Below are 25,466 nucleotides of genomic sequence, written 5' to 3'. Positions count from 1 at the left end.
TGTTGACGAGGGGGATGTAACGGATCATTCTTGAACCAATAAGTGACCAGAACTACCCAGTATGGATCAAAATCGAACCAGATGATGGATTGGAAATCCCTTCCTGCCTTTCTCGCTGTTGCCCGTCAGGGGTCGCTTCGGGCGGCCGCAGAACAGCTTGGTGCGACCCATGCCACGGTGCGGCGACAGGTTGAGGGGTTGGAAGCGCAACTTGGCACCCAGCTTTTCCGTCGCCGGCCCGATGGGCTCGATCTGACAGCGGCAGGGCGGCAGCTTTTGCCCGATGCGCTGGAAGCGGAAGCCGCGCTGCTCAAAGGGTTTAACCGGGTGCAGGGGCTTGACAGGGAGGCGGCAGGTCGCATCCGCCTGTCAGCCGATCCAATGACTGGGCATTACCTGCTTGCCCCGATCGTCGCGGAATTTTGCGCCCTATACCCCGAGATCGAATTTGAGATGCGCCTGTCCTATGACCTCGATTCCATCACCCAATCTGAGACGGATATGTCCATTCGCCATGTGCTCAAGCTGGATGAGAATGTGGTGGGGCGAAAGTTGTTTCCGATGGTGCTGGGGGTCTATGCCGCGCGCAGCTATATCGACGTGCATTTGCCCAATGCCGGGGCGCAAGGGCAGGGGTTGACATGGATTGGTTATGGCCCTGTCCCCGAATTGGAGCGGATGGTGGCCCAATCGGCCTTTCCCAGGGCGCGCATCCGTCATGCGGTGCCGGACCCTGAAATGCATCTCCATCTGGTGCGGGCAGGGGCGGGGATGAGTTTTTTGTCCCATTGGGTCGAAGGACAATTCCCCGAACTGCAACGTGTGCCCGGCACGGCGACGGACACGCGCCGCTCCACTTGGATTGTGTATCACGAGGATTTGCGGCGGGTTCGGCGGGTCCGCCTGTTTGTCGATTTTCTCGCCGCGCGGTTTCTGGAACGGCGAAGCGCCTTTATCGGCGCCTGATCCGCGATTCTTAGTCTACGCGCGGCAGGTTCGATTCTGTCGCATCATCGCGGAAGTGGCGAAATTATCTTGCTGCGGAGTTGTGTCGCAGCCCGGCGCGGATGGCGCAAATAATTTACACTTTGCTTTGTGTTTATCTCCTTGTCCTGTTGGCTCAATCGTTTGAATGAGGAATTGATAGCGAAAGGAAATTTACAAAAATCCATTGTATCCCGTCATATACTTTACAGAAAAACTGTTTAAAAACATACGTTTTAGAGTTGATTTGCATCAAGATGCCTCCTACTGACGTGGCGTAATATCCGGTGAGCAACCCTCAGATGTTGCCATCACGACCACCCCCACCAATCCGGTGTCGGGTCGGAGGAAACAGCGCCGCAAGGAGACCGCCATGCTCGATGCCACCCATCCGCCTTCAGCCGAGATCACCTCGATCGCTCACATTGATGAGGCGAAATATGAGGAGATGTACGCAGCCTCCATCGCGGATCCGGAGGCGTTCTGGGGCGAGGCGGGCAAGCGGCTCGATTGGATCAAGCCCTATACCAAGGTCAAAAACACCTCCTTCGATCACCACAATGTCGATATCAAATGGTTTGAGGATGGCACGCTGAATGTCTGCGCCAATTGCGTGGATCGCCATCTTGAAACACGCGGCACGCAAACGGCGATCATCTGGGAAAGCGATGATCCGAATATCGCGCAGCACATCACCTATAACGAGCTGCACGATCAGGTGTCGAAATTCGCGAATGTCCTGCATGCGCTTGGCGTGAAAAAGGGGGAGCGCGTTGTGCTCTACCTGCCGATGATCCCGGCGGCGGCCTATGCGATGCTTGCCTGCGCGCGGATCGGGGCCATTCATTCCATCGTGTTCGCGGGCTTTTCGGCAGATGCGCTGGCGGACCGGATCAATGGATCGGGGGCCAAGCTTGTGGTGACCGCCGATGAGGCGATCCGGGGTGGGCGTGCGACGCCGCTGAAAAAGAATGTCGATGAGGCGCTCAGCAAATGTGATGCGGATGTGAAATGCCTCATGGTGCACCGGACGGGCGGCGATGTCGCCATGAACCCGGAGCGCGATTACATTTACGCCGAAGAGGTCGAGCGCGTGTCCTCCCATTGCGCGCCCGTGGAGATGAACGCCGAAGATCCGCTGTTCATCCTCTACACCTCCGGCTCAACAGGTAAGCCAAAGGGCGTGGTCCATACGTCCGGCGGCTACCTGACTTATGCTGCGATGACCCATCAATACGTCTTCGATTATCAGGAAGGGGACGTTTATTGGTGCACCGCTGATGTGGGCTGGGTCACGGGCCACAGCTATATCGTTTATGGCCCGCTGGCGAATGGGGCGACCACGGTGATGTTTGAGGGCGTGCCGAATTATCCCGATGCGTCGCGGTTCTGGCAGGTCTGTGAAAAGCACAAGGTCAACCAATTCTACACCGCGCCAACTGCGATCCGTATGCTGATGGGGCTGGGGGCTGATTTCGTGGAAAGCGCCGATCTGTCCTCCCTTCGCGTGCTGGGCTCCGTCGGGGAGCCGATCAACCCGGAGGCGTGGAACTGGTATAATGAGGTCGTGGGCAAGGGGAATTGCCCCATCGTCGATACCTTCTGGCAGACAGAGACGGGCGGCATCCTCATCACCCCCTTGCCCGGTGCCACGGCGACAAAGCCCGGTTCGGCGACGCGCCCCTTCTTTGGCGTGCAGCCCGTGGTGCTTGATCCCCATTCGGGCGACGAGATCGCGCAGACCGAATGTGAAGGCGTGCTTGCCATGGGTGATAGCTGGCCCGGTCAATCGCGCACGATCTGGGGCGATCACGCGCGTTTCGTCGATACCTATTTCACGCAATACAAAGGCTATTTCTTCACCGGGGATGGCTGCCGCCGTGACAGCGACGGCTATTACTGGATCACCGGTCGCGTGGACGATGTGATCAACGTCTCTGGTCACCGCATGGGCACGGCAGAGGTGGAAAGCGCGCTCGTCGCTCATAAGGCCGTGTCGGAGGCCGCCGTGGTCGGCTTTCCGCATGATCTGAAAGGGCAGGGCATCTGGTGCTATGTCACCCTGATGACCGGGGAGGCACCGTCGGAGGAGCTGCGCGCAGCCCTCGTCAAATGGGTCCGCCATGAGATCGGCCCGATTGCCAAGCCCGATGTGATCCAATTCGCCCCCGGCCTGCCCAAGACCCGCTCGGGCAAGATCATGCGCCGTATCCTGCGCAAGATCGCGGAGGATGATTACGGCGCACTCGGGGACACATCGACCCTTGCCGATCCGTCGGTCGTGGATGACCTCATCGCCAATCGCGGCAACACCTGAGGAGCCGGGATCATGGATGGTGCAGATACCCCGCAAACCCTGACGAATGTGATCCTGCTTGGGCCTCCGGGCGCGGGTAAGGGCACGCAGGCCCGCCGGCTGGTTGAGGCCGAAGGGCTGGTGCAGTTGTCCACCGGCGACATGCTGCGCGCCGCCGTCAAGGCGGGCAGCCCCGCCGGATTGGCCGCGAAAGCAGTGATGGAGGCCGGCGATCTTGTCTCTGACGAGATTGTCGTCGCGATCGTGCGGGAGCGTCTTGCGTCCGGTGATCTGGCCAAAGGCGTGATTTTCGACGGCTTCCCCCGGACGGTCGGCCAAGCGCAGGCTTTGGACGTGATCCTTGCCGAGCAGGGCCTCACACTGACTGCCGCGATTGCGATGGATGTGGATGACGCGGCGATGGTCGCGCGCATCTCTGGCCGGTCCACCTGCGCGGGCTGCGGGGAAGGGTATCACGACACCGCAAAGCGGCCCGAAACGGCAGGCATTTGCGACACGTGCGGTGGCACCGAGTTTACCCGCCGCGCAGACGACAACGCCGAGACGGTCGCAGAGCGGCTCAAGGCGTACCACGCCGAAACCGCGCCGCTGATCGCCTATTACGCCGATAAGGGCCTCGTGCGGCCCGTCGATGCGATGGCGGCGATTGATGATGTGACGGGCGCCATGATCGCGGCCCTCAATCCCACAAATACCTGAAATTCAAATGAAAGGGAGTGAACCAATGTCTAAGAACCCCAACGTGACGGACGGAGGCGGCTACTGGAAAGCCAATATCCGACTGGTCGCGATCCTGCTTGTGATCTGGGCCGTGTGCTCGTTCGGATTTGGCATTCTGCTGCGTCCCATGCTCGCGGGCATTTCCGTCGGTGGCACGGATCTTGGCTTCTGGTTCGCCCAGCAAGGCTCGATCCTCGTGTTTCTAGCCATCATCTTTTTCTATGCGTTCCGCATGAACGCGATCGACCGTGAATACGGCGTGGACGAGGAATAATCGCCATGGATCAGTTTACCATCAACCTGCTGTTTGTGGGCGCGTCCTTTGCGCTCTATATCGGCATCGCAATTTGGGCCCGTGCGGGCTCTACCGCTGAATTCTATGCTGCTGGCCGGGGTGTTCACCCTGTGACCAACGGGATGGCGACGGCTGCAGACTGGATGTCTGCTGCGTCCTTTATCTCCATGGCTGGTCTCATCGCCTTTACCGGCTATGACAATTCCACCTTCCTGATGGGCTGGACGGGGGGCTATGTGCTTTTGGCGCTGCTGCTTGCCCCTTACTTGCGCAAATTTGGCGCGTTCACCGTGTCCGAATTCATCGGCAGCCGCTTTTATTCCCCCACGGCGCGTATGGTTGCCGTTATCTGTCTGCTTGTGGCCTCCATCACCTATGTGATCGGTCAAATGCAGGGGGTCGGCATCGCCTTTGGTCGCTTCCTTGAGATTGATGCGTTCTGGGGCCTCCTGATCGGCGCCTGTGTCGTGTTCGCCTATGCCGTGTTTGGCGGGATGAAGGGCGTGACCTACACGCAGGTGGCGCAGTATTGCGTTCTGATCACCGCGTACACGATCCCCGCGATCTTCATCTCTCTCCAACTGACCGGCAACCCGATCCCGGGTCTTGGCCTGTTTAGCGAGTATCAACCCGATGGCGTGGCCTCTGGCGTGTACCTGTTGGAAAAGCTTGATCAGATCGTGACCGATCTTGGCTTTAACCAATACACCACCCATCACGCTGACACGCTCAACATGGTGCTGTTCACCCTGTCCCTGATGATCGGGACCGCGGGTCTGCCGCATGTCATCATGCGCTTCTTCACCGTTCCCAAGGTGTCTGACGCGCGCTGGTCTGCGGGCTGGACGCTGGTGTTCATTGCGCTTTTGTACCTCACCGCGCCTGCGGTTGGTGCCATGGCCCGCCTCAACATCTCTGAGATGATGTGGCCCAATGGTGTGACCGGCGACGCGGTCTCCGTGGAGCAGATCGAGAACGATCCGCGCTATGACTGGATGGCGACGTGGCAGAAAACCGGCCTTCTTGGCTGGGAAGACAAAAACGGTGATGGCCGCATCCAGTACTACAACGATGCCAACCCTGAGATGCAGGATTTGGCAGCGGCGAATGGCTGGGCGGGCAATGAGTTGACCAACTTCAACCGTGACATCCTCGTGCTTGCCAACCCTGAGATCGCGAACCTTCCCGGCTGGGTGATTGGCCTTGTCGCGGCAGGTGGCCTTGCGGCGGCGCTGTCCACGGCGGCGGGTCTTTTGCTGGCGATCAGTTCTGCGGTGAGCCATGACCTTCTCAAAGGGCAACTCACGCCGAACATGTCGGAAAAGTCGGAGCTGATGGCGGCACGCCTGTCCATGGTCGCCGCGATCGTGGTGGCCGTGATCCTTGGCCTCAACCCGCCGGGATTTGCGGCACAGACGGTGGCGCTGGCCTTTGGTCTGGCGGCAGCCTCGATCTTCCCTGCGCTGATGATGGGCATCTTCTCCAAGAAGGTGAACAACACCGGTGCGGTTGCGGGGATGCTGGTGGGCCTTGTCGTGACGCTCCTCTACATCTTCCTCCACAAGGGCTGGTTCTTCATCCCGGACACCAACAGCTTCACGGATGCTGATCCGCTGTTCCTGACGGTGCAATCCACGTCCTTTGGCGCGATTGGGGCTCTCTTGAACTTCGTTACGGCCTATGTCGTCAGCAGCATGACGAAAGCGCCGCCGCAGGAGATCCAAGACCTGATCGAAGGCATCCGTGTCCCCCGTGGCGCAGGTGCGGCTGTCGAAGGCCACTGAACTTCCCTGTCCAGCCGCGTCGCCCCTCGCGCGCGGCTGGCCGACTTGCGCATCCGCCCCTAAGGTGGGTGCGCCTTTTCCTTCTGAACCCGGACCGGAGACCGCGCCCATGATCGACCATGCCGCCATCAGCCGGTTTCTTGGCTCCCATCACCCCTATGACGCGCTGGAGGAGGACACCCGCGCAGGCGTCATTGGCGTGCTGGACCAGCGGATCATCCCGGCAGGGGATGAGATATACCGCTTTGGCGCGCCCTTGGACGGGCTGTATCTGATCCATGAGGGCGGGGTGGAGATCACTGATGCCGATGGCACGGTCCTGTCAGAGCTTGGCCCGGGCAACAGTTTCGGCGAGCGGGGGCTGTTGCGGGACGGGGCGGCGCGCACCGGCGCGCGCGCGACGGAGCGGACCCGGCTGTTCGTGCTGCCCGCCCCGATGTTTCACACGCTCATGGCCGAAGCCGGACCATTCGCGCGCTTCTTTGAGCGGGGCCGCGCCCGTGTCGCCGCCCCGAAAGGACCGGGCAGCCTGCCGCTTTCCGATCTGATGACGCCCGATCCCGTGACCCTGCCGCCCGAGACAACCGTGCGCGCCGCCGCGCGCCACATGGCGGAGGCGCGGATTTCCTGCGTGCTCGTCGGCACGCCCGCAAAGGTGCAAGGCATCCTCACCACCCGCGATCTGACCGCCCGTGTGATCGCCGAGGACCGCGCGGCCAACACCCCGCTTGTCGCGGTGATGACCCCCGATCCGCTGACCCTGCCGGAGACGGATTTTGGCCGCGATGCGCTGACCCTGATGACGGAGCGGCACATCTCCCATGTGCCGATTTCGCGCAAAGGCCGGATTGTGGGGATCGTCACGCAGACCGATCTTATCGCGGCGCAAAGCCTATCGTCGGCTGGGTTGGCGGGTCGGATCGCCCGCGCGGCAGATGCGGCTGGCATGGTTTCGTCCGTTGTGGAGATCCGGCCGCTTCTGGCCAGCCTCACCGGGGCAGAGCGGCACGATATGGTCACGCGCCAGATCACCGATATCGCGGATGCGGCGACCCGGCGGCTGCTCACGCTCGCAGAGGCAAAACTCGGCACCCCGCCAGTGCCATACCTTTGGCTCGCTTGCGGCTCCCAAGGACGGCGGGAGCAGACCGGCGTGTCTGATCAGGACAATTGCCTGATCCTTGATGACGCGGCCAAGCCTGAGCATGACGCTTATTTCAAGGCCCTCGCGCAGTTTGTGTCGGACGGGCTCGACCGGGTTGGCTATTTCTATTGCCCCGGGGACATGATGGCGACGGCGGATCGCTGGCGGCAGCCCCGGCGCGTCTGGCGCGACTACTTCGCCCGCTGGATCGCGGAGCCGGGGCCAGAGGCGCAGATGCTCGCCTCTGTCATGTTCGATCTGCGGCCCATCGGGGGCGCGGTGGAGTTGTTTGACAGCCTTCAGGCGGAGGTGTTGGAGCAGGCCGCGCAAAATTCGATCTTCCTCTCCCATCTCGTGTCAAACGCGCTCAAGCACACAACGCCGCTGGGCCTGTTTCGTGGGTTTGCCACGATCCGCTCTGGGGAGCATCGGCGGGCCATTGACCTTAAACATAACGGCGTTGTGCCGGTGGTGGACCTTGCGCGCGTCTATGCGCTGATGGGCCGGATGCCAGAGGTCAACACCCGCGCGCGACTTGAACGTGCGGTAGAGGACCGTATCATCAGCCCGTCCGGTGGGCGGGACCTTTTGGATGCCTATGACCTGATCGCGGAGGTGCGCCTCGCGCATCAGGCCAAACAGATCAAAGCGGGGGAGGCACCGGGCAATTATCTGGAGCCCGCCACCCTGTCCGACCTTGAACGCTCCCACCTGCGCGATGCGTTCGTGGTAGTCAAAACAATGCAATCGGCCCTGGGTCAGGGCCGCGCCATGCTGGGATAAACCATGTTTTACGAACTTGTTGCTGCTGTTGTCGCTGCTGTTGCCGCCGGAGGCGTGGTGATGATCGTCAACCGGTTCACCGGTCGTCGCTTGCCGAAATGGGCGGTGCCTGTGGCGGCAGGGGCCGCGATGATCGCCTTTACGATCTGGTCGGAATACACATGGGCGGACCGCACCGCGAACGCGCTCCCAAGCGAATTTCAGGTCGTGGCCCAATACGAAACGTCGGTCTGGTGGAAGCCGTGGACCAAGGCCGCGCCCTATCAGGCCCGGATGCTTGCCGTGGACATAAGCAGCATCCAGCGCAACGAGGCGGTGCCTGACATGGCGCTTGTCACCCTCATCCTGATGGAGCGGTTCACCGCGCCCCGCGCGCGCCCGGTGTTCATTGATTGCGCGGCCCCCGCGCGCGCCGATGCCGGACCGGGTGTGACCTTTGGCGCGGATGGCCGCCCGCAAGGGGCCGCTTGGATCCCAATGGCCGCCGATGACCCGATCCTGCCCCCCGTGTGTGAGGGCTAAGGCATGGCCACGCGGCACCCATGGCCCCTGCGGCTGCGGATGGCGCTGTTTTTCGCGCTGATCGTGCTGGGCAGTGCGGCGGTCATTATTGGGGGCGCGTGGTGGGGGATGGTGCGCACGGGCTATGGCGCGCCCTTTGTGATGCCCGCGGTTGTGGGGATCGTGGGTGTGGCAGGGATCACGGCCTGGGTGTGGCTCATGTTTGACGAGAATGTCGCCCGCCCGCTGGAGCGACTGGCCTCTGCCCTCACGTTGCGCGCGCGCGGGGTTGCCGATGGCAGCGTCGATCTGGAGCTTGGCAAATACCTTGGTGACATCACCCCTGCCGTGGGGGAGGTCGCGCGTGTCCTCGCGGAACGGCGGGAGGCGGAGCAGGAGCGCCTGACCCGTGAAACCGCGCGGCTTGCCGGACAGCGTGAAACCCTGGGCCTTGTGCTGCAAAGCCTAGCCGATGCGGTGATCGTCGCCACGACACGCCACCGCATTACCCTGATGAACAGGGAGGCGGAACGGCTCCTTGCGCCGGAGGGGCAAGTTGGGCTCGATCGCGATATCACCACGCTTTTGTATCGGGAGACGCTGGAGGATGCGCTTGCGGTGCTCCACGGGCAGGGCGGGCGGATGCCGCATCTTGATCTGATGCTGGCGACACAGGCGGGCGGGCGGGTGCTTACAGGTCGCATGACCCTGTTGCGTGATGGGCAGGAGGCGCAGGGCTATACGCTTGCGCTGCGCAACATCACCGATCGCGTGGCGGGCAGCACGGAGGACGCCACCGCGCGGGAGGTGTTCACCACCGACACGCTGATCGAGGTCGTGGCCCGTGCGCTGCCATCGGACACCGCGTTTCGCCTGCGTGGATCAGACGGCGCGCGGGCCGTTCTGTGCGCCGATGGCGTGGCGATGATCCGGCTGGTCGCGCGATTGGTGAGCCATGTGGCTGACACCGCGACGGGCGACATCGGCGTGCGTGTGTCACAGGACGCTTTGCACCTGTCTTGGGACGGTCCGGCCTTGGATGATGCGGCGCTTGCGGCATGGCGTGCAGCACAGCTCAAGGCCGCCCATGGTGCCCCGTCCGTCGCGGATGTGCTGAGCGCGCATGGCTTGCGCATCCGCTCCGAGGATGGGCATGTGTCCCTCAACCTACCGCTTTTGCAAACCGGGGCAGGGGCCGCGACAGCGCCCGAGGCCCGCCCGGAATTCTATGATTTCGATCTCATGACACATCCCGATGTGGGGCGGGAGGCGCTGGCCGATTTGACCTATGTGGTGTTTGACACCGAAACCACGGGTCTGTCGCCGTCGGGCGGGGATCGCTTGGTGCAGATTGCCGGGCAGCGCATCGTGAACGGGCGCATCCAACCGGGTGACGTGTTTGACCGGCTGGTCAATCCGGGGCGCCCGATCCCGCCTGCCGCGACCAAGATACACGGCCTGTCTGACGCCGGTGTCGCCCATGCACCCGATGCGGCAGAGGTTGTGGCGGCATTTGAGCATTACGCTGAAGGGGCCGTCTGGATCGCCCATAACGCGCCCTTTGACATGGCGTTTCTGGCGCAAGCCGGGGCGCGGGCGGATGCGGTGGTGCTCGACACGGTTCTTCTATCCGCGCTGGCGTTCCCGCATGAGGCGGATCATACGCTCGACGGGTTGGCGACGCGGCTGGACGTGACCATCCCCGAGGCGCTGCGCCACACTGCGCTGGGCGATGCGGTCGCCACGGCGGAGGTGTTTCTCAAGCTGTTGCCGCTGTTGGACCGACAGGGGATCACCACGCTGAAACAGGCGGTGGATGCCTGCGCGACCCTGCATGGCCTGCGCCGCAAACAAGCGAAGTATTGAGCCGCCTCACGCTTGGGGCTTTCCAACGGGTCGCGGGCGGAGTAAGCGAGCGCCATGACCGATATCACACATCCCCGCCTTCGCCTGCGCCCAAAGGGCGGCTCCCGGTTTCGGACCGGGGCGCCTTGGGTCTATTCCGATGAACTCGTGCTGGATCGGCGCACCCGCGCGCTGCCTGCGGGCACCATCGTCACGCTGGAAGATGCGGAGCGTCAGCCGATGGCCACCGGCGCGTTCCATCCCACCAGCAAGATCGCCTTTCGGGTGCTGGAACGGATGCCGGATCACGCGATTGATCGCGCGTGGCTCCATGCCAAGATCGCCCATGCCCATGCCCTGCGGGACCACCTGTTCGACGCGCCCTTCTACCGGCTGATCCATGCGGAGGCCGATGGTCTTCCCGGTGTGATCATCGACCGGTTCGGGGACGCGGTCGCGATCCAGCCGAATGCTGCATGGGCCGATCTCCTGATCGAGGACATCGCCGCTGCAGTGATGGCCGTGACGGGCGTGTCCACGGTGATCAAGAACGGCACGGGCCGCGCCCGCGCGCTAGATGGCCTGCCGGAGGAAACCACGGTTTTGCAGGGTGCGCTGGATGGTGTTGTCGATGTGCCCATGAATGGCGCGATCTATCAGGCGGACCTTCTGGGCGGGCAAAAAACCGGCCTTTACTATGATCAACGACCAAATCACGCATTCGCGGCCCGTTTGGTGCGAGATGCGCGCGTGTTGGACGTGTTCTCTCATGTCGGTGGCTTTGGCCTTGCAGCCCTTGCAGGTGGTGCGGCCCATGCTACGGCAGTCGATGGGTCCGCCCCTGCGCTGGCGCTGGCAGAAGCCGGCGCGGCCAAGATGGGGATGGCGGACAAATTCGCGACCCGGAAAGGCGACGCTTTCGACACGATGACCGCGATGGCCGGAGAGGGCGCGCGGTTTGAAGTCGTGATCTGCGATCCGCCCGCCTTTGCCCCGAACAAAGCTGCCGCCGAGGCGGGCTTGCGCGCCTATGAGCGAGTGGCCCGACTCGCGGCAAAGCTGGTCGCGCCGGGCGGGTATCTGGTGCTGTGCTCCTGCTCCCACGCCGCCGATCTGGCGCGGTTCCGGCAGGTGTCCACGAAGGGCGTCCATCGTGCCGGGCGCGCGGCGCAGATTATCCATACGGGTGAAGCCGGGCCGGATCATCCGGTGCATCCGGGCCTTGCGGAAAGCGCGTATCTCAAGGCGCTGTTCCTGCGGCTCGACTAGGATGCGCTGCCTGCTCGATGCCTGCGTGCTTTACCCCACCATCGTGCGGGAGGTGCTGACGGGCGTTGCGGCAGAGGGCGCGTTCACCCCGCTATGGTCCCCGCGCATCCTTGAGGAATGGCGGCGCGCGGCGCTGCGCCATGGGGAGGATGATCGGGTGACCATCACGCTTCTGGAAGATCGGTTTCGGGGCGCGTCGGTCGATGTGCCGGAGGAGGCCGTGGCCGACCTTTCCCTCCCCGACAACAATGACCGGCATGTGCTCGCCGCTGCGATCGCGGGGCGGGCCGATGCGATCATCACGTTTAACCTCAAGGATTTTCCGGGCCGGACGCTCGCGCGCTACGGCGTGCAGCCGTTGCATCCCGATGCGTTCTTATGGTCGCTTCATGGGGAGGCACCCGAGCAGGTGGCGCGTGTCATTCATGACACCCATGCCCGGGCCGAGGCCGCCTATGGCCAGCCATATCCGCTTCGGAAGATGCTCAAACGCTCCCATCTGCCCCGGATGGGAAAGCTGCTGGGTTAGCGCGCGCTGCGCCAGCCGTCGGACAACGCGTTGATCGCCGCGATCCGCTCTTCCGTTTTGGGGTGGGACATGAGCCACGCAAGCTGCCCGCCTTGCCCACCCGCGATGCGGTCGAGTTTCTGGAACATCGTGATCTGCGGCCCGGTGCCCAGCCCGATCTTGGTCATCACGGCGGCGGCATAGGCGTCGGCCTCATATTCGTCCTGACGGCTGAGGCGCGCGGCGATCATGCCCGCAACCAGATTGGCGATCCAGACCCCGACAAAGGGGATATACCGGCCCAACACCATGCCCAGCACCACGCGCACCGCGTTCTGCCCGGTAAAATCAAACATCCGCCGTTTGGAATGGCCCAGCGCCACGTGGCCCAACTCATGCGCGATGACAGAGGCGATCTCCTCCCCCCGAACCTCGCCCAGACGGTACTTATCCATGAAACCGCGGGTGATGAAAATACGGCCATCGGGTGCGGCAAGCCCGTTGATCGCCGGGGTTTCATACACAAACACCCGCAAATCCGGCAGGCCCAGCGCATCCGCCATGGAGCGGACATGCGACCGGATCACCGGATCGGTCATCTCGGTCGATTTGTGGTCAAGTTCCCGAGACAGCCGCCGCGAGGACGTCCACCACATCACCAGACCCGCGCCAAGCGCCAGAAGTAGAGGAAGCAGTTTGATCATGCACAGGAAATGGGGCGGGTTGGCCCCGTGATCAAGCGGTCACGCGCGAATATCGCCAATCGGTTCAAGCTCGATTGCCGCAGCCATCTCAAGCAGAACAGCGCGGCGGCGCAGGAACCGTGCGCTCTGTTTCGGGGTGGTGTAGCCGGATGTATAGATATCGAGCATCCGCGCCCACATCGCATAATGGATCGCCCGCTGAAAACCGCCCCCATCCTGCCCATAGCCCGCTAGACAGGCATCATACCAGCCATCTGGCAGGCCATGCTTGTCCCGCGCAATGCCAAGCCCCGCATCAATGCCCGCCTCGATCAACAGATGCGCAAGGTCATAGCAGCGGGGGCGACGGCGGGTGTTGGTCACATCGCGGGCCACGACCTCATCGGCGGTGATATAGAATGAGCGCGGCGCGATATCCTTGTGAAACTTCACGAAATCGACGATTTCACCGTCAAAACTTGGCGCCATCGCCTCAACGCTGTCGGCGATCTGGTCCATGATGCTCGGCTCCGGGTGCCCTCCGCCTAGGCGCAAGCGGCGGTAGGGATAGGCGGTCTCGTCCATCCGCTCCATCGCGTCAAAGCCGCCGGGACGCACCGGGAATGAGGCATGGAGTGCGGCCAGCCACGCCCCGACCCGGCGCAGGTGCAGCGATGTGGCCTTCCCGCGCGCGATAAGGTCTTGCAGGCTCGGCGCCTCGACCCGGCCAAGCACGACAATGCCCAACGGCTCGATCAGGTCGAGCGGGACAAGCACGTCGCAACCCGTATGATCGCGCATTTCCTTCATCAGGTTTTCATAGGCAAAATGGATGTTGCGGGCGACGATGCCCGGATCGTCGCGGGTCACGCGCAGGATCAACAATGGCCCGGCGTCGCTTTCGGCCTCAAATTCCGAGATACCGGCGTGGCGGCGCAACAGTCTTATCCCGCCCAACCCCTCCAGCGCGGAGCCAGCGACCCGGTAGGGGCGCAACATCTGGTAAAGGCGGATGGCCCGCAGCGGCCAGCTTGCCCGGCGGACAGGTTTGGGCAGGCTCGCCACGATGTTATCCGCCCGTATGGCTCATGTGGCGGGGCATCTGACCGGCGACCGATTGGCGGGAATAATCGAAATCGTGCCCTTTCGGCTTGCGCGCGATGGCCCGATGGATCGCCTCATGCAATGGTGCGTCATCAGTCGGATTGTCGCGCAGCACGGCACGCAGATCGGCGTCATCCTCTTGACCCAGACACATGTAAAGCTGGCCCGTGCAGGTCAGCCGCACGCGATTGCAGCTTTCGCAGAAATTATGGCTGAGCGGGGTGATAAAGCCGATGCGCTGGCCGGTTTCTTCCACCCGGACATAGCGGGCAGGGCCACCCGTGTTGAGCGGAATATCCGTCAGGCGATACTGCTTTGCGAGTTCAGCGCGCACATCCTTGAGCGACCAATATTGATCGAGACGGTCGATATCATCGCCCATCGGCATGACTTCGATAAAGGTAAGGTCCATGCCGCGCTCCGCACACCATGTCACCATGTGCTGCAATTCGTCGTCATTCACACCCTTGAGTGCCACGGCGTTGATCTTGACCTTCAGCCCGGCCGCCTGTGCCGCGTCGATCCCGTCAAGGACTTGCGCGAGCCGCCCCCAGCGGGTGACGCGCGCGAATTTCTCCTCATCCAGTGTATCGAGGGAGACATTGACCCGGCGCACGCCTGCATCCGCCAAAGGCTGCGCAAAACGGCGCAACTGGCTGCCATTCGTGGTCAGGGTCAATTCCTCAAGCGCGCCCGTGGCCAGATGCCGGCCCATCCCCTCAAAGAAGGTCATGATGCCCCGCCGCACCAATGGCTCCCCGCCAGTGATGCGCAGCTTTTTCACGCCCAGATCGACAAACCCGCTGCACAGCCGGTCAAGCTCCTCCAGCGTCAGAAGCTCCTTTTTCGGCAGGAAGGTCATGTTTTCGGACATGCAATAGGTGCAGCGGAAATCGCAGCGATCCGTTACCGACACGCGCAGATAGGTGATCGCACGGGCGAACGGGTCAATCAGGGGCGCGGTGATGTCCATTGGGCGGCTCCATCTGGTTCGGGCTGAGACTATGCAGCCCTTCGGGCAGGTGCAAGGCGGCGGCGGGTCAAAAGCGGTTTCCTTCATCCGTCTGGCGACCTAGGTTGCCCGGAACGGATGACAAAAGATGGACGACATGCGCGGTATTGCCCTTTCTCTGACCTGTATGCTTGGCCTGTCGGGCTGCGCGCAGCTTGGCCTGCCGCAATGGAGCTTGCCGCAATTCGATTTCTCTGGCGTGTCCTTTGGGGGCTTTCGGCTGGAAGCGCCCGCGCCGGAGCCAGAGCCGGTGGCGGAAATCCCGATCGAGCAGATTGTGCTGCCTGAATGGCTTGTGCTTGCTCCCGGCACGTCGGAGGAGGATTTGCGCTTCATCTATGAGACGCTGGTTGGCCCCGCCCCGCCGGGCACGGTGGAGGAGCCGCCAAGCCCCGTCAGCGCACGGTTCCTCACGCATACCGTCGCAGAGCTTGGCCCCGCTGACCGTCCTGGTCGCTGGATCGAAACGCTCGCCGTCACCAGCGAGGCGCAAGGCTGGGTCACCGATCTGGAAACCGGGCGCTCCACGCGCATTCTGCTTTTGCCCCGCACCGATGGCACGCGAGACCGCATTTCGGTTGAAGCGCTCACCCGTTTGGGTGTTTCATCCGTGCGGCTGGTGGTGACTTCCATCCATTACGACACCCGTGATTTGCCGGGCTAACCCCTGAACAGGAGCGTTTCGCATGATCCTTTATGGCCGTGACCTATCCCCCTTCGCCCGCCGCGTGGCGATCTGGTGTGACTTGCAGGATCGCCCGGTCGAGCGGCGCAAGATCATGGTGTCCGGCCCCGAATGGGAAGAGTTGAAGGCCGTCAATCCGGTGGGGCGGGTGCCTGCGCTTGTGCTTGATGACGGAACGGTGCTGACCGAAAGTTTCGCGATCATCGACTGGCTTGAGGAAACCGCCCCCGCCCATCAGCGATTGCTGCCCGAAAGCGGCGTGGCGCGGCGCGCGGCGCTCCAGATCGTTGCAATGGCCCATTCCACTTCTGAGAAAGCCGTCGCACTGGTCTATGAGCGCATCCGCAGGCCGGAGGAGCTGCACTGGGGCGACTGGATCGCGCGGGTCGAAGGGCAGATCACGGCGGGCCTTGCGGAGTTGGAGGCCCATTGCCCAGCAGAAGGCTGGTTCTTTGGCGCTGGCGGGCCGAATGGCGCGGATATCTCTGCCGTCATCGCCTATGATCTGGTGAATGCGGTGCATGGGCATCTGTTGAAACCGGGATATCCCAAGCTTGCCGCACTGAGTGCCATGGCCAACGACATCCCCGCCTTTGCCAAGAGCCGCCCTGCCGCATGACCCCGAATACGCGTTTCGTTGAACCGGGCGCGTGGGAGGCGCTTCAGGCGTCGTTCCGCTGGCCGCGGCGCACGCGCTTTAACATCGCGGAGGAGGTTTGCGAGCGGTGGGCGCGGGTCGCGCCGGATCGGGTGGCGATGACCTACCTGCGGCCCGATGGAGAGACGCGGGATTACACCTATCTGCAATTGTCGCGTGCCTCGTCGCGGCTGGCCAATGCATTGGCCGCGCGGGGGCTGAGGGCCGGGGATCGCTGCGCGGTCCTGCTGCCGCAAACGCCCGAGGCGCTGCTGACCCATCTGGCATGCTACAAACTGGGCGCGATTGTCGTGCCGCTGTTCACCCTGTTCGGGGAGGACGGGTTGCGGTTCCGGCTGGAACAGGCAGGGGTGAAGGCGCTGGTGACGGATCGCGATAACCTGCCCAAAGTGCTCGCCATCCGCGACGCGCTGCCTGATCTGCAAATCCTCTATTCCATCGACGAGCGGATCGCAGGCACGTTCGGCTTTTGGCAGGAATTGGGGAAGGCGGCGGATCGCTGTGCGACGGCGAAAACCGGGCCGGACAGCCCGGCCTTTATCTCTTTCACCTCCGGCACGACGGGGCCGCCGAAAGGGGCGCTTCATGGGCATAAGGTTTTGATGGGGCATTTGCCGGGGGTGCAGACCCATCACGATTTCTTGCCGCAGAGTGGCGACCGGATGTGGACGCCCGCCGATTGGGCATGGATGGGTGGCTTGATGAATTGCCTGATGCCGAGCCTGTGGTTCGGCGTGCCGGTGGTCGCGCATCGCATGACCAAATTCGATCCTGATCACGCGTTTTGGTTGATGAAGGCGCAGGGCATCCGCAACGCGTTCCTGCCGCCCACGGCGCTCAAGCTGATGCGCCAGTCGAATGGCCGCGCAGAGTTGCGCAGCGTCGGCGCGGCGGGGGAGGCGCTGGGCGCGGATCTGACGGATTGGAGCAGCAGCGCGCTTGGCACCCAGATCAACGAGTTTTACGGCCAAACGGAATGCAACGCGGTGCTGGGCAATTCGCACACGCTGTTTCCACCCCGCCCCGGCTCCACCGGGAAGCCGGTGCCGGGCCACCGCGTCGCCGTGATCGGGCGGGAGGGCCGCCCCTTGCCACCCGATACTCCGGGGGAGATCGCGATCCACCGCTCCAGCCGCTCCATGTTCCTTGACTATTGGGGCAGGCCGGGTGTGAAGGAGGATAAGTTCGTCGGGGATTGGATGCGCACCGGGGATGAGGGCGTGATGGATGCCGATGGCTATTTCTGGTTCCGCGCCCGTGCCGATGATGTGATCACCTCCAGCGGCTACCGCATTGGCCCGACGGAGATTGAGGATTGCCTGACCGGGCATCCCGATATCGCGATGGCGGCAGTGATCGGCGTGCCAGATGAGGTGCGCACGGAGGTCGTGCGCGCCTTTGTCGTGCCAGTGACGGGGCAGGGCAGTGACGATCTGGCCGCTGCCCTGATCCAACGGGTGCGGGAGCGGATTTCGCCCCATGTCGCCCCGCGCGACATCCGGTTTGTTGATAGCCTGCCGATGACCGCCACGGGCAAGATCATGCGCCGCGTCCTGAAAGCGGACGCGCCGTGATCCGCTGGGCGCTGCGGCTGATCGCGGTGTGGATTGGCGGTATGGCGCTTATTCTGGGCAGCGCGTGGTATTACGCAGGCCAACCCGCCGAGGCCGTTTCGGGCGCGCAGGCCGAGGTCATGGTGGTGCTCAGCGCCGGGTTGCGGCCCGATGGTACAATCGACGCCGAAAGTGGGAGCCGCGCGCGCTATGCCGCGGCACTCTTCCGTCAGGGGGCCGCGCCACAGGTGATCGTGACGGGTGGAACAAGCCGTGGTCATCCTCTCTCCACCGCGCAGCGCATGGCGGATGTGATGGTTGCAGAGGGGGTGCCGGTGGATGCGATCACTGTGGAGGGCGCGTCGCTCTCTACCCTTCAGAACGCGCTTTTCTCCAAACCACTGGCGGGGGGGCGGCGCATCCTTTTGGTGACAGAGGGAACGCATATGGCGCGCAGCGTGTTAACATTTCGCTGGGCGGGCTACGATATCGCGGCCACCGCCGCCAGCCCGCCGCCGCAGGGATGGTCCCTCCTGAAACGGTTGACGCGTGAGGGTGCTGCATGGGGGTTCAATATCGCGCGCATGGCGCTGTGGTATGCTCTGGGCGCTTTGGGCTGGTCCGAAGAGGCGCGCGTGCCGATCACGGCATGATCCGCGCCATCATGTGAGGAGAAGGTAGATGGATCCCGTGGCCGTATTCGGACTTGTCGGTGTGATTGGCGTTGGCGCGCAATGGATCGCATGGCGCCTGCGGATGCCCGCTATCGTTTTGATGCTGCTTGCAGGGTTCGTCGTGGGGCCTGTCACGGGCCTGCTGGATCCGTCCGTCGCCTTTGGCGATCTGTTGCAGCCCATGATCGCGCTGGCTGTCGCGGTGATCCTGTTTGAGGGTGGTTTGACGCTCGATTTCAAAGGGTTGCGCGACGCGCAAAAGGGTGTGCTGCGGCTTGTCCTGATCGGCGCGCCGCTGGGCTGGCTGCTGTCGGCTCTGGCGGTGCATTATGGCGCGGGCCTGTCATGGGAGGTCGCAGCGGTATTTGGTGGCATCCTGATCGTAACGGGCCCCACCGTTATCGCGCCTTTGCTCCGGCAGGCCCGGCTGAAACACCGCCCGGCGGCTCTGCTGCAATGGGAAGCGATTGTGAACGATCCCTTCGGCGCGCTTGCCGCCGTGTTGGCCTATGAGGTGATCTCCGCGCTCAACACAGCCGAGACATTGGGGGAGGCCGCGTGGCATCTGGTGCTGGGCATCATCGTGGCGGTCGTCGTCGGCGGGCTGGCGGGTGTGGGGATCGTGCAGGCGTTCCGCCGCGCGCTGGTGCCGGAATACATGAAGGTGCCGGTGCTGTTCGTCACGGTACTCGCAGCCTTCGCGGCTTCCGATTTCGTGCTGCATGAAAGCGGCCTTCTGGCCGTAACCTTCATGGGGATCATCATCGCCAATGCACGCCTTGCTGCATATGACGAAATCCGCCGGTTCAAGGAACATGCGACGGTGCTTTTGGTGTCGGGCGTGTTCGTGCTGTTGGCCGCAAATATGTCGATGGAGACTTTGGCGCTGCTGGATTGGCGCGCGGTGCTGTTCGTGGTGCTGATCGTGCTGGTCGCGCGCCCGCTGACGGTGATGATCTCCCTCGCCGGGTCTGACGTGCCGTTGAAAGAGCGTGCCTTGATCGCATGGATTGGGCCGCGCGGTGTGGTGCTGGTGGCCGTTGCGGGCCTCTTTGGGGAGCAATTGGTCAAGCTGGGGATTGAGGGGGCCGAACTGATGGCGCCCCTCGCCTTTGTTCTGGTGGCGGTCACGGTGGTGTTGCATGGCTTCTCGCTCGCCCCGCTTGCGCGCTGGATCGGATTGGCCGAGTCCGGCCCCCCGGGATTGCTGATCGCCGGGGCGTCGCGCTGGACTGTCGAATTGGCCAAGGTGCTGCAAGAGGCGAAAGTGCCCGTCCTGCTGGCCGATGCGAATTGGTGGCGCCTGCGCGCCGCGCGCGAAGCTGGGCTGCCGGTGTTTCAGGGGGATATCCTGTCAGAGGCGGCGGAACATCAGGTGGAATTGATGAGTTATGGCCTGATCCTCGCGGCGAGCGATAATGACGCCTACAACACCCTGATTTGCACCGATCTTGGCCCGGAATTTGGCCGCGACGCGGTGTTCCAACTGGCGCGGGTGAAGGAAAGCGGCCGCGCGACCCTTCCTGCGAGCCTTGGCGGGCGGCGGCTCGATTGTGATGCGACATTCGAGGATTTTGCCAAACGTCATGCGCAGGGCTGGACTTTCCGCGCGACCAAGCTGACCGAGGAATACACGCTGGACGATTGGCGCGCTGCGCGCCCGGATGCACTGCTTTTGGGGTATATTTCCGGCAGCGGACGGTTGCGGTTTGAGGCTCCGAAAGAGGATCGTCCGACCACGGGGTTGCGCCTGATCGCGATGGTCGCGCCACAAGAGCCGAAGGACAAGGCACCAACGAAGAAGCAGGATACCGCCTAAGGCAGGCTTCGCAATGCCTCCCGCAGGGCAAAGGGTTTCAGCTTGTCCCCATGGGCGTCGGTAAAGGCGATGACACGCGCCGCATCATGCCGGGACAGGGTGCGCAGCCACCAGCCGATGGCTTTCTGGATGAACCAGTCGTGATCGGTAGCGTAGCCTTCGGCCCAGCCGAGGATGCGCTCGCGTTCTGCCGTTTGCACCGCGTTGGGGTGAGGCAATTTGGCCCATGGGAGCGTGAACACAAGCGCCGCGCGGCGCACCCATTTGTTGGGATCGGTGGTCCAGTCCGCGACCGTCTCAAGCCGGGCTGGCTCCGCCGTCAGCCTGCGCGCGCCCGCACTCGCGACCTGGTCCGCAATGGCCCATGAATCGAGCATCGGCATCCAGCGGCAAATCTCTGCCCAAACGGCGTCATCGGGGCGGATGCGCGCCTGTGTGAACAGCTTGCCCGCCGCGATCCGCGCCTCAAACACGTCGCTGTCCCATAGCCCGGCTGCGAGTGTGACGCGCGCATCAAGTGCCATCTCCGCCCGCCATTCCTTGCAAAGCGCGTCGATGGTGGGATTGGCAAGCCCCAGATAGCGGCGTTTCGCCTTGTGATAGCGCGCCATATCCGCCGCCTTGGCGGGATTGGCGCGCGCCTCCAACTCTGCCAGTGCGGCGCCGGGGGTCATTCCTGCCGCGACAGGATCACCTGAGAGGTGGTGCCGTCCTCATTAAACCGGGTGCCGAAAACCTTGCCATCCTGCAACATATAGCGCCGCGTGCCCTGTCCTCCGCTGATGGTCAGACTGCCATCCTCGTTCAGCAGGGCGACCCGCCGAAACCCGGTGGCCCGTTCGGTGCCGAAGGGCGCGTGCGTGTCCATCACCACGGCAGAGCCATCGGCGAAAATCTGGGTGATGTGGATTTCGTGGCACTGCCCGCCATCCCATGCGCCCTGACCCCAAACGCCCGAATAGGCCGCCCAATCCGCGCGCAGGCTGTCATCGGGCGCGATCACCTGCCGCCGATCATCGCGGCTGGGGAACAGATCAACGGTATAGCAATCGGCCTGTTCCAGCGCAGGGGCTGCGGCCTCTTGCGTCACCGGGGCGCAGGCAAGGGCCAGCAGCGGCAGGAAGAAGGCAGCGCGCCTCATTCCACCGTCACCGATTTGGCGAGGTTGCGGGGCTGGTCCACATCCGTGCCTTTCTGCACCGCAGTGTGATAGGCGATCAACTGGGCGGGCACGGCATAGACGATGGGCGCGATCAGATCGTCCATCGTGGGCATGACGAGCACTTTTTCGACGCCCGCGCCAGCCTCTTTCACCCCTTCGGCATCGGTGACCAAAAGCACCTTACCGTCGCGGGCCATGACCTCCTGCATATTGCTGACCGTCTTGGAGAAAAGCGCGTCGCGGGGGGCGAACACGATCACGGGCACATGCTCATCAATCAGGGCAATCGGCCCGTGCTTCAATTCACCGGAGGCATAGCCTTCCGCATGGATATAGCTGATTTCCTTGAGCTTCAGCGCCCCTTCAAGGGCGATGGGATAAAGCGCACCACGGCCAAGGAACAACACGTCACGTGCATTGCTCAGCCAGTGGGCAATCTCGCCGGCGATCTGCTTTTCCAGCGCGAGCGCTTCATTGATCAGGCGCGGGAGTTCGTACATCTCTGTCGTCAGGCGCGCCTCTTCCTGCGCGTCGATCAACCCGCGCTGGCGGCCCGCCTGAATGGCAAGCGACAGGAGCACAAGCAATTGGCAGGTGAACGCCTTGGTCGAGGCGACGCCGATCTCCGCCCCGGCCATGATCGGCAGGGCCACGTCGCTTTCGCGCGCGATGGTGCTTTCCATGGCGTTGACGACCGACACGATCTTACCCGCATCTTTGGCGCAATAGCGCAGCGCGGCGAGCGTATCCGCGGTTTCCCCCGATTGGGACACGAACAGGGCCACATCACCAGAGGTTACGGGCGGTTCGCGGTAGCGGAATTCGGAGGCCACGTCGATTTCCACGGGCAGCTTCGCGATCTTTTCGAACCAGTATTTCGCGACATTGCAGGCATAGAACGCGGTGCCGCAGGCGACCATGATGAGGCGTGTTGCGTCCTTGAAATCCACGCTTTCGCCGCCACCGGCAATCCGGTCACGCTCCGCTGAGGTGTATTTGGCCAGCGCATAGCCAAGCACCATGGGTTGCTCGTGGATTTCCTTGGACATGAAGTGATTATGCTCACCCTTGTGCACCATCACGGATTCAAGGTTCACGGTGCGAATTTCGCGATTGGCCGGGGTGCCATCCGCGAGGAAAATCTCCGCCCCGTCGCGCCGCACGATCGCGTAATCGCCATCCACCAGATAGCAGATGCGGTTGGTGTTGGAGGCAAGCGCCAGCGCGTCGGAGCCGACAAACATCTCCCCCTCGCCATAGCCGATGGCAATCGGTGGGCCCATCCGGGCAGCGACCAGCATTTCCTCGTCACCCTGAAACAGGAAGCAGAGCGCGAATGCGCCCTCAAGCCGCCCAATCGTCTTGATCGCGGCCTGATCGGCCGGCAGGCCCGCATCCATGTAGTGCTCGCACAATTTGGCGACGGCTTCGGTATCGGTGTCGCTGTCGAATGTCTTACCGGCGGCGATCAGTTCTTCGCGCAGGGGTTTGAAATTCTCGATAATGCCATTGTGCACCACCGCAACCTTGCCCGCGATATGGGGGTGGGCGTTCGGCACGTTCGGCACGCCATGGGTAGCCCAGCGCGTATGGCCGATCCCGACATTGCCCTGAATGGGATTAGTGTTCAATTCGTCGGCGAGGTTGACAAGTTTGCCGACCGCGCGGCGACGATCCAACACGCCGTCATGCACCGTGGCCACCCCGGCGCTGTCATAGCCGCGATATTCGAGCCGCCGCAGGGCGTCCAGAATGATGGGTGCTGCGGAATGATTGCCGATAACCCCGACGATACCACACATGTTACGCGTCCTTCTTTTTTGCTTTGGCCGCACGCAATTTCGCGACCATGCGGGCCCCAAGCCCTTCTTTATTCACTTGCTCGACCCGCGCGATGGCAAGATCGCCTTCGCCAACGGATTTTGTGATCACGGACCCGGAGGCGATATAGCCCCCTTCGGCAATCTCCAATGGTGCGACCAGTGACGAGTTCGAGCCAACAAAGGCATCCTTGCCGATGATTGTTTTATGCTTGTTCACGCCATCGTAATTGCAGGTGATGGTGCCCGCGCCGATATTGGCACCCTCCCCGATTTCCGCATCACCGATATAGGTAAGGTGATTGACCTTCGCGCCGCGGTCGATTGTGGCGTTCTTGATCTCGACAAAATTGCCGACCTTGGTTTCACCGCCAAGCTCGGTGCCAGGGCGCAGACGGGCATAGGGGCCAACGATCGCCGCCTCGCCCACATGGCAGCCCTCAAGATGGCTGAAGGCGCGGATACGCGCGCCCGTCTCGACCGTAACGCCGGGGCCGAACACGACATTCGGCTCAATCACGACGTCGCGCCCGATATGGGTATCGAATGAGAAATAGACCGTCTCCGGCGCGTGCATGGTCACGCCGTTCTCCAGCGCCTCCCGCCGCGCCTTGGCCTGAAAGATGCCCTCTGCCGTGGCGAGGTCCACCCGGCTGTCACAGCCAAGCGTTTCGGCCTCCGAACAGGCGACAGCCGCGGCCTTGAGGTCACGCTTGCGGGCAATCTCCACGATGTCGGTGAGGTAGTATTCGCCCTTGGCATTGTCGTTGCGGACCTCTGCCAAAAGGGAAAACAGCGTTTCACGATCCGCGCACATCACGCCGGAATTGCACAGGGTCACGGTAAGCTCTTCGGGGCTGGCTTCCTTCGCCTCGACGATCCGGTCGAGCGCGCCATTCTCCACGATCAGGCGACCGTAATTGCCCGGATCAGCCGCTTCAAAACCAAGCACGACCACATCGGCACCCCCGGCGCGCGCGGCTTGCATCCGCGACAGCGTGTCAGCAGTGATGAAGGGCGTGTCGCCATAAAGGATAAACACATCGCCCTGAAATTCCGCGAGCGCCGGCTCTGCCGCGCGGACCGCGTGCGCGGTGCCAAGCTGCTCTGTCTGGGTGGCGGTCTGCGCGCGCTCGGTATGGGCGATGGCCGCTTTTTCGACCAGCGCGCCGCCATGCCCGGTCACGATGACAATCTGCTCCGGCTCCAGCGTTTCACCCGACGAAATGGCGTGCACCAACAAGGGTGCTCCCGCCACTTCGTGCAGGACTTTGGGCAAATCAGATTGCATCCGCGTGCCTTTGCCCGCGGCCAGAATCACAAGCGCCGTATTCATTCGACTTTCTCCACTGCTCGGCGCGGCTTATAACAGCGCGAGTTTGGGGCGAACAGGCCCCGTTGGTTCAGAAATCGTTACCGTCCGTTACAGCACAGGAAGCCCCCATGAAAAGCGTCATCTTCGACCTCGACGGCACTCTTGCCGATACCAGTGCTGATCTGATTGCAGCGGCGAACCATTGTTTCGAGGAACGCGGGCTTGGCCGCCCGCTGGATCCCATTGACGATGCGCTCACGGCGTTTCGGGGCGGGCGGGCGATGCTGAAGCTTGGCATTGAACGGCTGGATCTGGATGAGGACGTGGCGGATGAGGATTACCAGCTTCTTCTGGATTATTACGCAGACAATATCGACGTGGAGACGGAGCTTTACCCCGGTGTTATCTCCGCCCTTGAGGATTTGCAGGCCGATGGCTGGCTTTTGGGCGTGTGCACGAACAAACCCGAAAGCCTCGCGCTGAGCCTACTGGAGCGGTTGGGCGTGTTGCATATGTTTGGCGCGGTGCTGGGTGCCGATAGCCTGCCGGTGCGCAAACCCGATCCGACGCACCTGACCGCAACGGTGGAGGCGCTGGGCGGGGATATGGCGCTTACCATGCTGGTCGGTGACACGATCACGGATGCCAAGACGGCGCGCGCGGCGGGCGTGCCATTGATCCTCGTCGCCTTCGGGCCGGAAGGGGTCGGGATCGACCGGTTGGAGCCTGATGTGCTGTTGTCCCATTACGACGACATGCCCCGGATCGCTGCCGAACTCATCGGTGCATAAAACCCGCTTGACCCCGCGCGCGGAAACGGGCAATTAGCGC

General features: G+C 62.9%; 23 protein-coding genes. 16 read left to right on the top strand and 7 right to left on the bottom strand.

Features of this window, described 5'->3' with window-relative positions; translation table 11 throughout:
- Positions 1 to 42 precede the first annotated feature (42 nt).
- From FHS89_RS09515 to FHS89_RS09470, 10 genes are all read left to right on the top strand, one after another.
- On the top strand, positions 43 to 966 hold the full coding sequence (locus FHS89_RS09515) for a LysR family transcriptional regulator (RefSeq protein ID WP_343051408.1): 924 nt from the start codon (positions 43 to 45) through the stop codon (positions 964 to 966).
- A gap of 391 nt (positions 967 to 1,357) precedes the next feature.
- Positions 1,358 to 3,301 (top strand): acetate--CoA ligase, encoded by a 1,944-nt coding sequence (gene acs / locus FHS89_RS09510; RefSeq protein ID WP_184010992.1) that lies wholly within the window; start codon positions 1,358 to 1,360, stop codon positions 3,299 to 3,301.
- Between the two features lie 12 nt (positions 3,302 to 3,313).
- On the top strand, positions 3,314 to 4,000 hold the full coding sequence (locus FHS89_RS09505; protein WP_184010990.1) for an adenylate kinase: 687 nt from the start codon (positions 3,314 to 3,316) through the stop codon (positions 3,998 to 4,000).
- A gap of 25 nt (positions 4,001 to 4,025) precedes the next feature.
- Positions 4,026 to 4,295 (top strand): DUF4212 domain-containing protein, encoded by a 270-nt coding sequence (locus FHS89_RS09500; RefSeq protein WP_184010988.1) that lies wholly within the window; start codon positions 4,026 to 4,028, stop codon positions 4,293 to 4,295.
- A gap of 5 nt (positions 4,296 to 4,300) precedes the next feature.
- On the top strand, positions 4,301 to 6,100 hold the full coding sequence (locus FHS89_RS09495) for a sodium:solute symporter family protein (RefSeq protein ID WP_184010986.1): 1,800 nt from the start codon (positions 4,301 to 4,303) through the stop codon (positions 6,098 to 6,100).
- A 109-nt stretch (positions 6,101 to 6,209) separates the two neighbouring features.
- Positions 6,210 to 8,027 (top strand): putative nucleotidyltransferase substrate binding domain-containing protein, encoded by a 1,818-nt coding sequence (locus FHS89_RS09490; RefSeq protein WP_184010984.1) that lies wholly within the window; start codon positions 6,210 to 6,212, stop codon positions 8,025 to 8,027.
- 3 nt (positions 8,028 to 8,030) lie between these two features.
- On the top strand, positions 8,031 to 8,549 hold the full coding sequence (locus FHS89_RS09485) for a hypothetical protein (RefSeq protein ID WP_184010982.1): 519 nt from the start codon (positions 8,031 to 8,033) through the stop codon (positions 8,547 to 8,549).
- Between the two features lie 3 nt (positions 8,550 to 8,552).
- Positions 8,553 to 10,394: a 3'-5' exonuclease gene (locus FHS89_RS09480; RefSeq protein ID WP_184010980.1), complete on the top strand. Its 1,842-nt coding sequence runs from the start codon at positions 8,553 to 8,555 to the stop codon at positions 10,392 to 10,394.
- Between the two features lie 54 nt (positions 10,395 to 10,448).
- Positions 10,449 to 11,642, top strand: a complete 1,194-nt coding sequence (locus FHS89_RS09475; RefSeq protein ID WP_184010979.1) for an RSP_2647 family RNA methyltransferase — start codon at positions 10,449 to 10,451, stop codon at positions 11,640 to 11,642.
- 1 nt (position 11,643) lies between these two features.
- Complete coding sequence (locus FHS89_RS09470) at positions 11,644 to 12,171, top strand: RSP_2648 family PIN domain-containing protein (RefSeq protein WP_184010977.1); 528 nt, start codon at positions 11,644 to 11,646, stop codon at positions 12,169 to 12,171.
- Here the strand turns inward: FHS89_RS09470 and FHS89_RS09465 are convergent.
- From FHS89_RS09465 to moaA, 3 genes are read right to left on the bottom strand one after another with little or no spacing between them, the layout of a single operon-like run.
- Positions 12,168 to 12,854, bottom strand: coding sequence for a M48 family metalloprotease (locus tag FHS89_RS09465; protein WP_184010975.1), 687 nt, complete (start codon positions 12,852 to 12,854; stop codon positions 12,168 to 12,170). The genes FHS89_RS09470 and FHS89_RS09465 overlap by 4 nt on opposite strands.
- A 39-nt stretch (positions 12,855 to 12,893) precedes the next feature.
- Positions 12,894 to 13,898, bottom strand: a complete 1,005-nt coding sequence (locus FHS89_RS09460; RefSeq protein WP_184010973.1) for a BUD32 family EKC/KEOPS complex subunit — start codon at positions 13,896 to 13,898, stop codon at positions 12,894 to 12,896.
- Positions 13,899 to 13,902: 4 nt separating this feature from the next.
- Complete coding sequence (gene moaA / locus FHS89_RS09455) at positions 13,903 to 14,904, bottom strand: GTP 3',8-cyclase MoaA (protein WP_184011296.1); 1,002 nt, start codon at positions 14,902 to 14,904, stop codon at positions 13,903 to 13,905.
- 133 nt (positions 14,905 to 15,037) lie between these two features.
- Here moaA and FHS89_RS09450 point away from each other — a divergent pair, with 133 nt between their 5' ends.
- Genes FHS89_RS09450 through FHS89_RS09430 form a run of 5 tightly spaced genes read left to right on the top strand, consistent with a single transcriptional unit; the run spans position 15,038 to position 20,338 of the window.
- Entirely contained in the window at positions 15,038 to 15,613 is a 576-nt protein-coding gene (locus tag FHS89_RS09450; RefSeq protein WP_184010971.1) for a hypothetical protein, read from the top strand.
- A gap of 22 nt (positions 15,614 to 15,635) precedes the next feature.
- A complete protein-coding gene (locus FHS89_RS09445; protein ID WP_184010969.1) occupies positions 15,636 to 16,253 on the top strand; it encodes a glutathione S-transferase family protein in 618 nt (205 codons plus the stop codon).
- Positions 16,250 to 17,866, top strand: a complete 1,617-nt coding sequence (locus FHS89_RS09440; protein ID WP_184010967.1) for an AMP-binding protein — start codon at positions 16,250 to 16,252, stop codon at positions 17,864 to 17,866. Before FHS89_RS09445 ends, FHS89_RS09440 begins: the two co-directional genes overlap by 4 nt.
- Positions 17,863 to 18,498 carry an ElyC/SanA/YdcF family protein gene (locus FHS89_RS09435; protein WP_184010965.1) on the top strand — a complete coding sequence of 212 codons (636 nt, stop codon included), beginning with the start codon at positions 17,863 to 17,865 and terminating at the stop codon, positions 18,496 to 18,498. Before FHS89_RS09440 ends, FHS89_RS09435 begins: the two co-directional genes overlap by 4 nt.
- A 28-nt stretch (positions 18,499 to 18,526) precedes the next feature.
- Complete coding sequence (locus FHS89_RS09430) at positions 18,527 to 20,338, top strand: cation:proton antiporter (RefSeq protein ID WP_184010963.1); 1,812 nt, start codon at positions 18,527 to 18,529, stop codon at positions 20,336 to 20,338.
- Here the strand turns inward: FHS89_RS09430 and FHS89_RS09425 are convergent.
- From FHS89_RS09425 to glmU, 4 genes are read right to left on the bottom strand one after another with little or no spacing between them, the layout of a single operon-like run.
- Positions 20,335 to 21,012, bottom strand: a complete 678-nt coding sequence (locus tag FHS89_RS09425; RefSeq protein ID WP_184010961.1) for a DNA alkylation repair protein — start codon at positions 21,010 to 21,012, stop codon at positions 20,335 to 20,337. The genes FHS89_RS09430 and FHS89_RS09425 overlap by 4 nt on opposite strands.
- Positions 21,009 to 21,479 (bottom strand): hypothetical protein, encoded by a 471-nt coding sequence (locus FHS89_RS09420; protein WP_184010959.1) that lies wholly within the window; start codon positions 21,477 to 21,479, stop codon positions 21,009 to 21,011. Before FHS89_RS09420 ends, FHS89_RS09425 begins: the two co-directional genes overlap by 4 nt.
- Entirely contained in the window at positions 21,476 to 23,302 is a 1,827-nt protein-coding gene (gene glmS / locus FHS89_RS09415; protein WP_184010957.1) for a glutamine--fructose-6-phosphate transaminase (isomerizing), read from the bottom strand. Before glmS ends, FHS89_RS09420 begins: the two co-directional genes overlap by 4 nt.
- A gap of 1 nt (position 23,303) precedes the next feature.
- Positions 23,304 to 24,656 carry a bifunctional UDP-N-acetylglucosamine diphosphorylase/glucosamine-1-phosphate N-acetyltransferase GlmU gene (glmU, locus tag FHS89_RS09410; protein WP_184010955.1) on the bottom strand — a complete coding sequence of 451 codons (1,353 nt, stop codon included), beginning with the start codon at positions 24,654 to 24,656 and terminating at the stop codon, positions 23,304 to 23,306.
- Positions 24,657 to 24,763: 107 nt separating this feature from the next.
- On the opposite strand from glmU, the gene FHS89_RS09405 reads away from it, so the two are divergent.
- Positions 24,764 to 25,426 (top strand): HAD-IA family hydrolase, encoded by a 663-nt coding sequence (locus tag FHS89_RS09405; protein ID WP_184010953.1) that lies wholly within the window; start codon positions 24,764 to 24,766, stop codon positions 25,424 to 25,426.
- The last annotated feature ends 40 nt before the right edge of the window (positions 25,427 to 25,466 follow it).

The sequence above is a fragment of the Rubricella aquisinus genome, assembly GCF_014199445.1.
Classification (GTDB): domain Bacteria; phylum Pseudomonadota; class Alphaproteobacteria; order Rhodobacterales; family Rhodobacteraceae; genus Rubricella; species Rubricella aquisinus.
The sequence above is the reverse complement of the archived record's forward strand: the minus strand, read 5'-3'. Positions and strand labels throughout refer to the sequence as shown.

Excerpts from the sequence above, each read along its gene's own strand:
- acs (WP_184010992.1), top strand. The coding sequence starts at position 1,358 with ATGCTCGATGCCACCCATCCGCCTTCAGCCGAGATCACCTCGATCGCT.
- FHS89_RS09505 (WP_184010990.1), top strand. The coding sequence starts at position 3,314 with ATGGATGGTGCAGATACCCCGCAAACCCTGACGAATGTGATCCTGCTT.
- FHS89_RS09500 (WP_184010988.1), top strand. The coding sequence starts at position 4,026 with ATGTCTAAGAACCCCAACGTGACGGACGGAGGCGGCTACTGGAAAGCC.
- FHS89_RS09495 (WP_184010986.1), top strand. The coding sequence starts at position 4,301 with ATGGATCAGTTTACCATCAACCTGCTGTTTGTGGGCGCGTCCTTTGCG.
- FHS89_RS09490 (WP_184010984.1), top strand. The coding sequence starts at position 6,210 with ATGATCGACCATGCCGCCATCAGCCGGTTTCTTGGCTCCCATCACCCC.
- FHS89_RS09485 (WP_184010982.1), top strand. The coding sequence starts at position 8,031 with ATGTTTTACGAACTTGTTGCTGCTGTTGTCGCTGCTGTTGCCGCCGGA.
- FHS89_RS09480 (WP_184010980.1), top strand. The coding sequence starts at position 8,553 with ATGGCCACGCGGCACCCATGGCCCCTGCGGCTGCGGATGGCGCTGTTT.
- FHS89_RS09475 (WP_184010979.1), top strand. The coding sequence starts at position 10,449 with ATGACCGATATCACACATCCCCGCCTTCGCCTGCGCCCAAAGGGCGGC.
- FHS89_RS09470 (WP_184010977.1), top strand. The coding sequence starts at position 11,644 with ATGCGCTGCCTGCTCGATGCCTGCGTGCTTTACCCCACCATCGTGCGG.
- FHS89_RS09465 (WP_184010975.1), bottom strand. The coding sequence starts at position 12,854 with ATGATCAAACTGCTTCCTCTACTTCTGGCGCTTGGCGCGGGTCTGGTG.
- FHS89_RS09450 (WP_184010971.1), top strand. The coding sequence starts at position 15,038 with ATGGACGACATGCGCGGTATTGCCCTTTCTCTGACCTGTATGCTTGGC.
- FHS89_RS09445 (WP_184010969.1), top strand. The coding sequence starts at position 15,636 with ATGATCCTTTATGGCCGTGACCTATCCCCCTTCGCCCGCCGCGTGGCG.
- FHS89_RS09440 (WP_184010967.1), top strand. The coding sequence starts at position 16,250 with ATGACCCCGAATACGCGTTTCGTTGAACCGGGCGCGTGGGAGGCGCTT.
- FHS89_RS09430 (WP_184010963.1), top strand. The coding sequence starts at position 18,527 with ATGGATCCCGTGGCCGTATTCGGACTTGTCGGTGTGATTGGCGTTGGC.
- FHS89_RS09425 (WP_184010961.1), bottom strand. The coding sequence starts at position 21,012 with ATGACCCCCGGCGCCGCACTGGCAGAGTTGGAGGCGCGCGCCAATCCC.
- FHS89_RS09420 (WP_184010959.1), bottom strand. The coding sequence starts at position 21,479 with ATGAGGCGCGCTGCCTTCTTCCTGCCGCTGCTGGCCCTTGCCTGCGCC.
- glmS (WP_184010957.1), bottom strand. The coding sequence starts at position 23,302 with ATGTGTGGTATCGTCGGGGTTATCGGCAATCATTCCGCAGCACCCATC.
- glmU (WP_184010955.1), bottom strand. The coding sequence starts at position 24,656 with ATGAATACGGCGCTTGTGATTCTGGCCGCGGGCAAAGGCACGCGGATG.
- FHS89_RS09405 (WP_184010953.1), top strand. The coding sequence starts at position 24,764 with ATGAAAAGCGTCATCTTCGACCTCGACGGCACTCTTGCCGATACCAGT.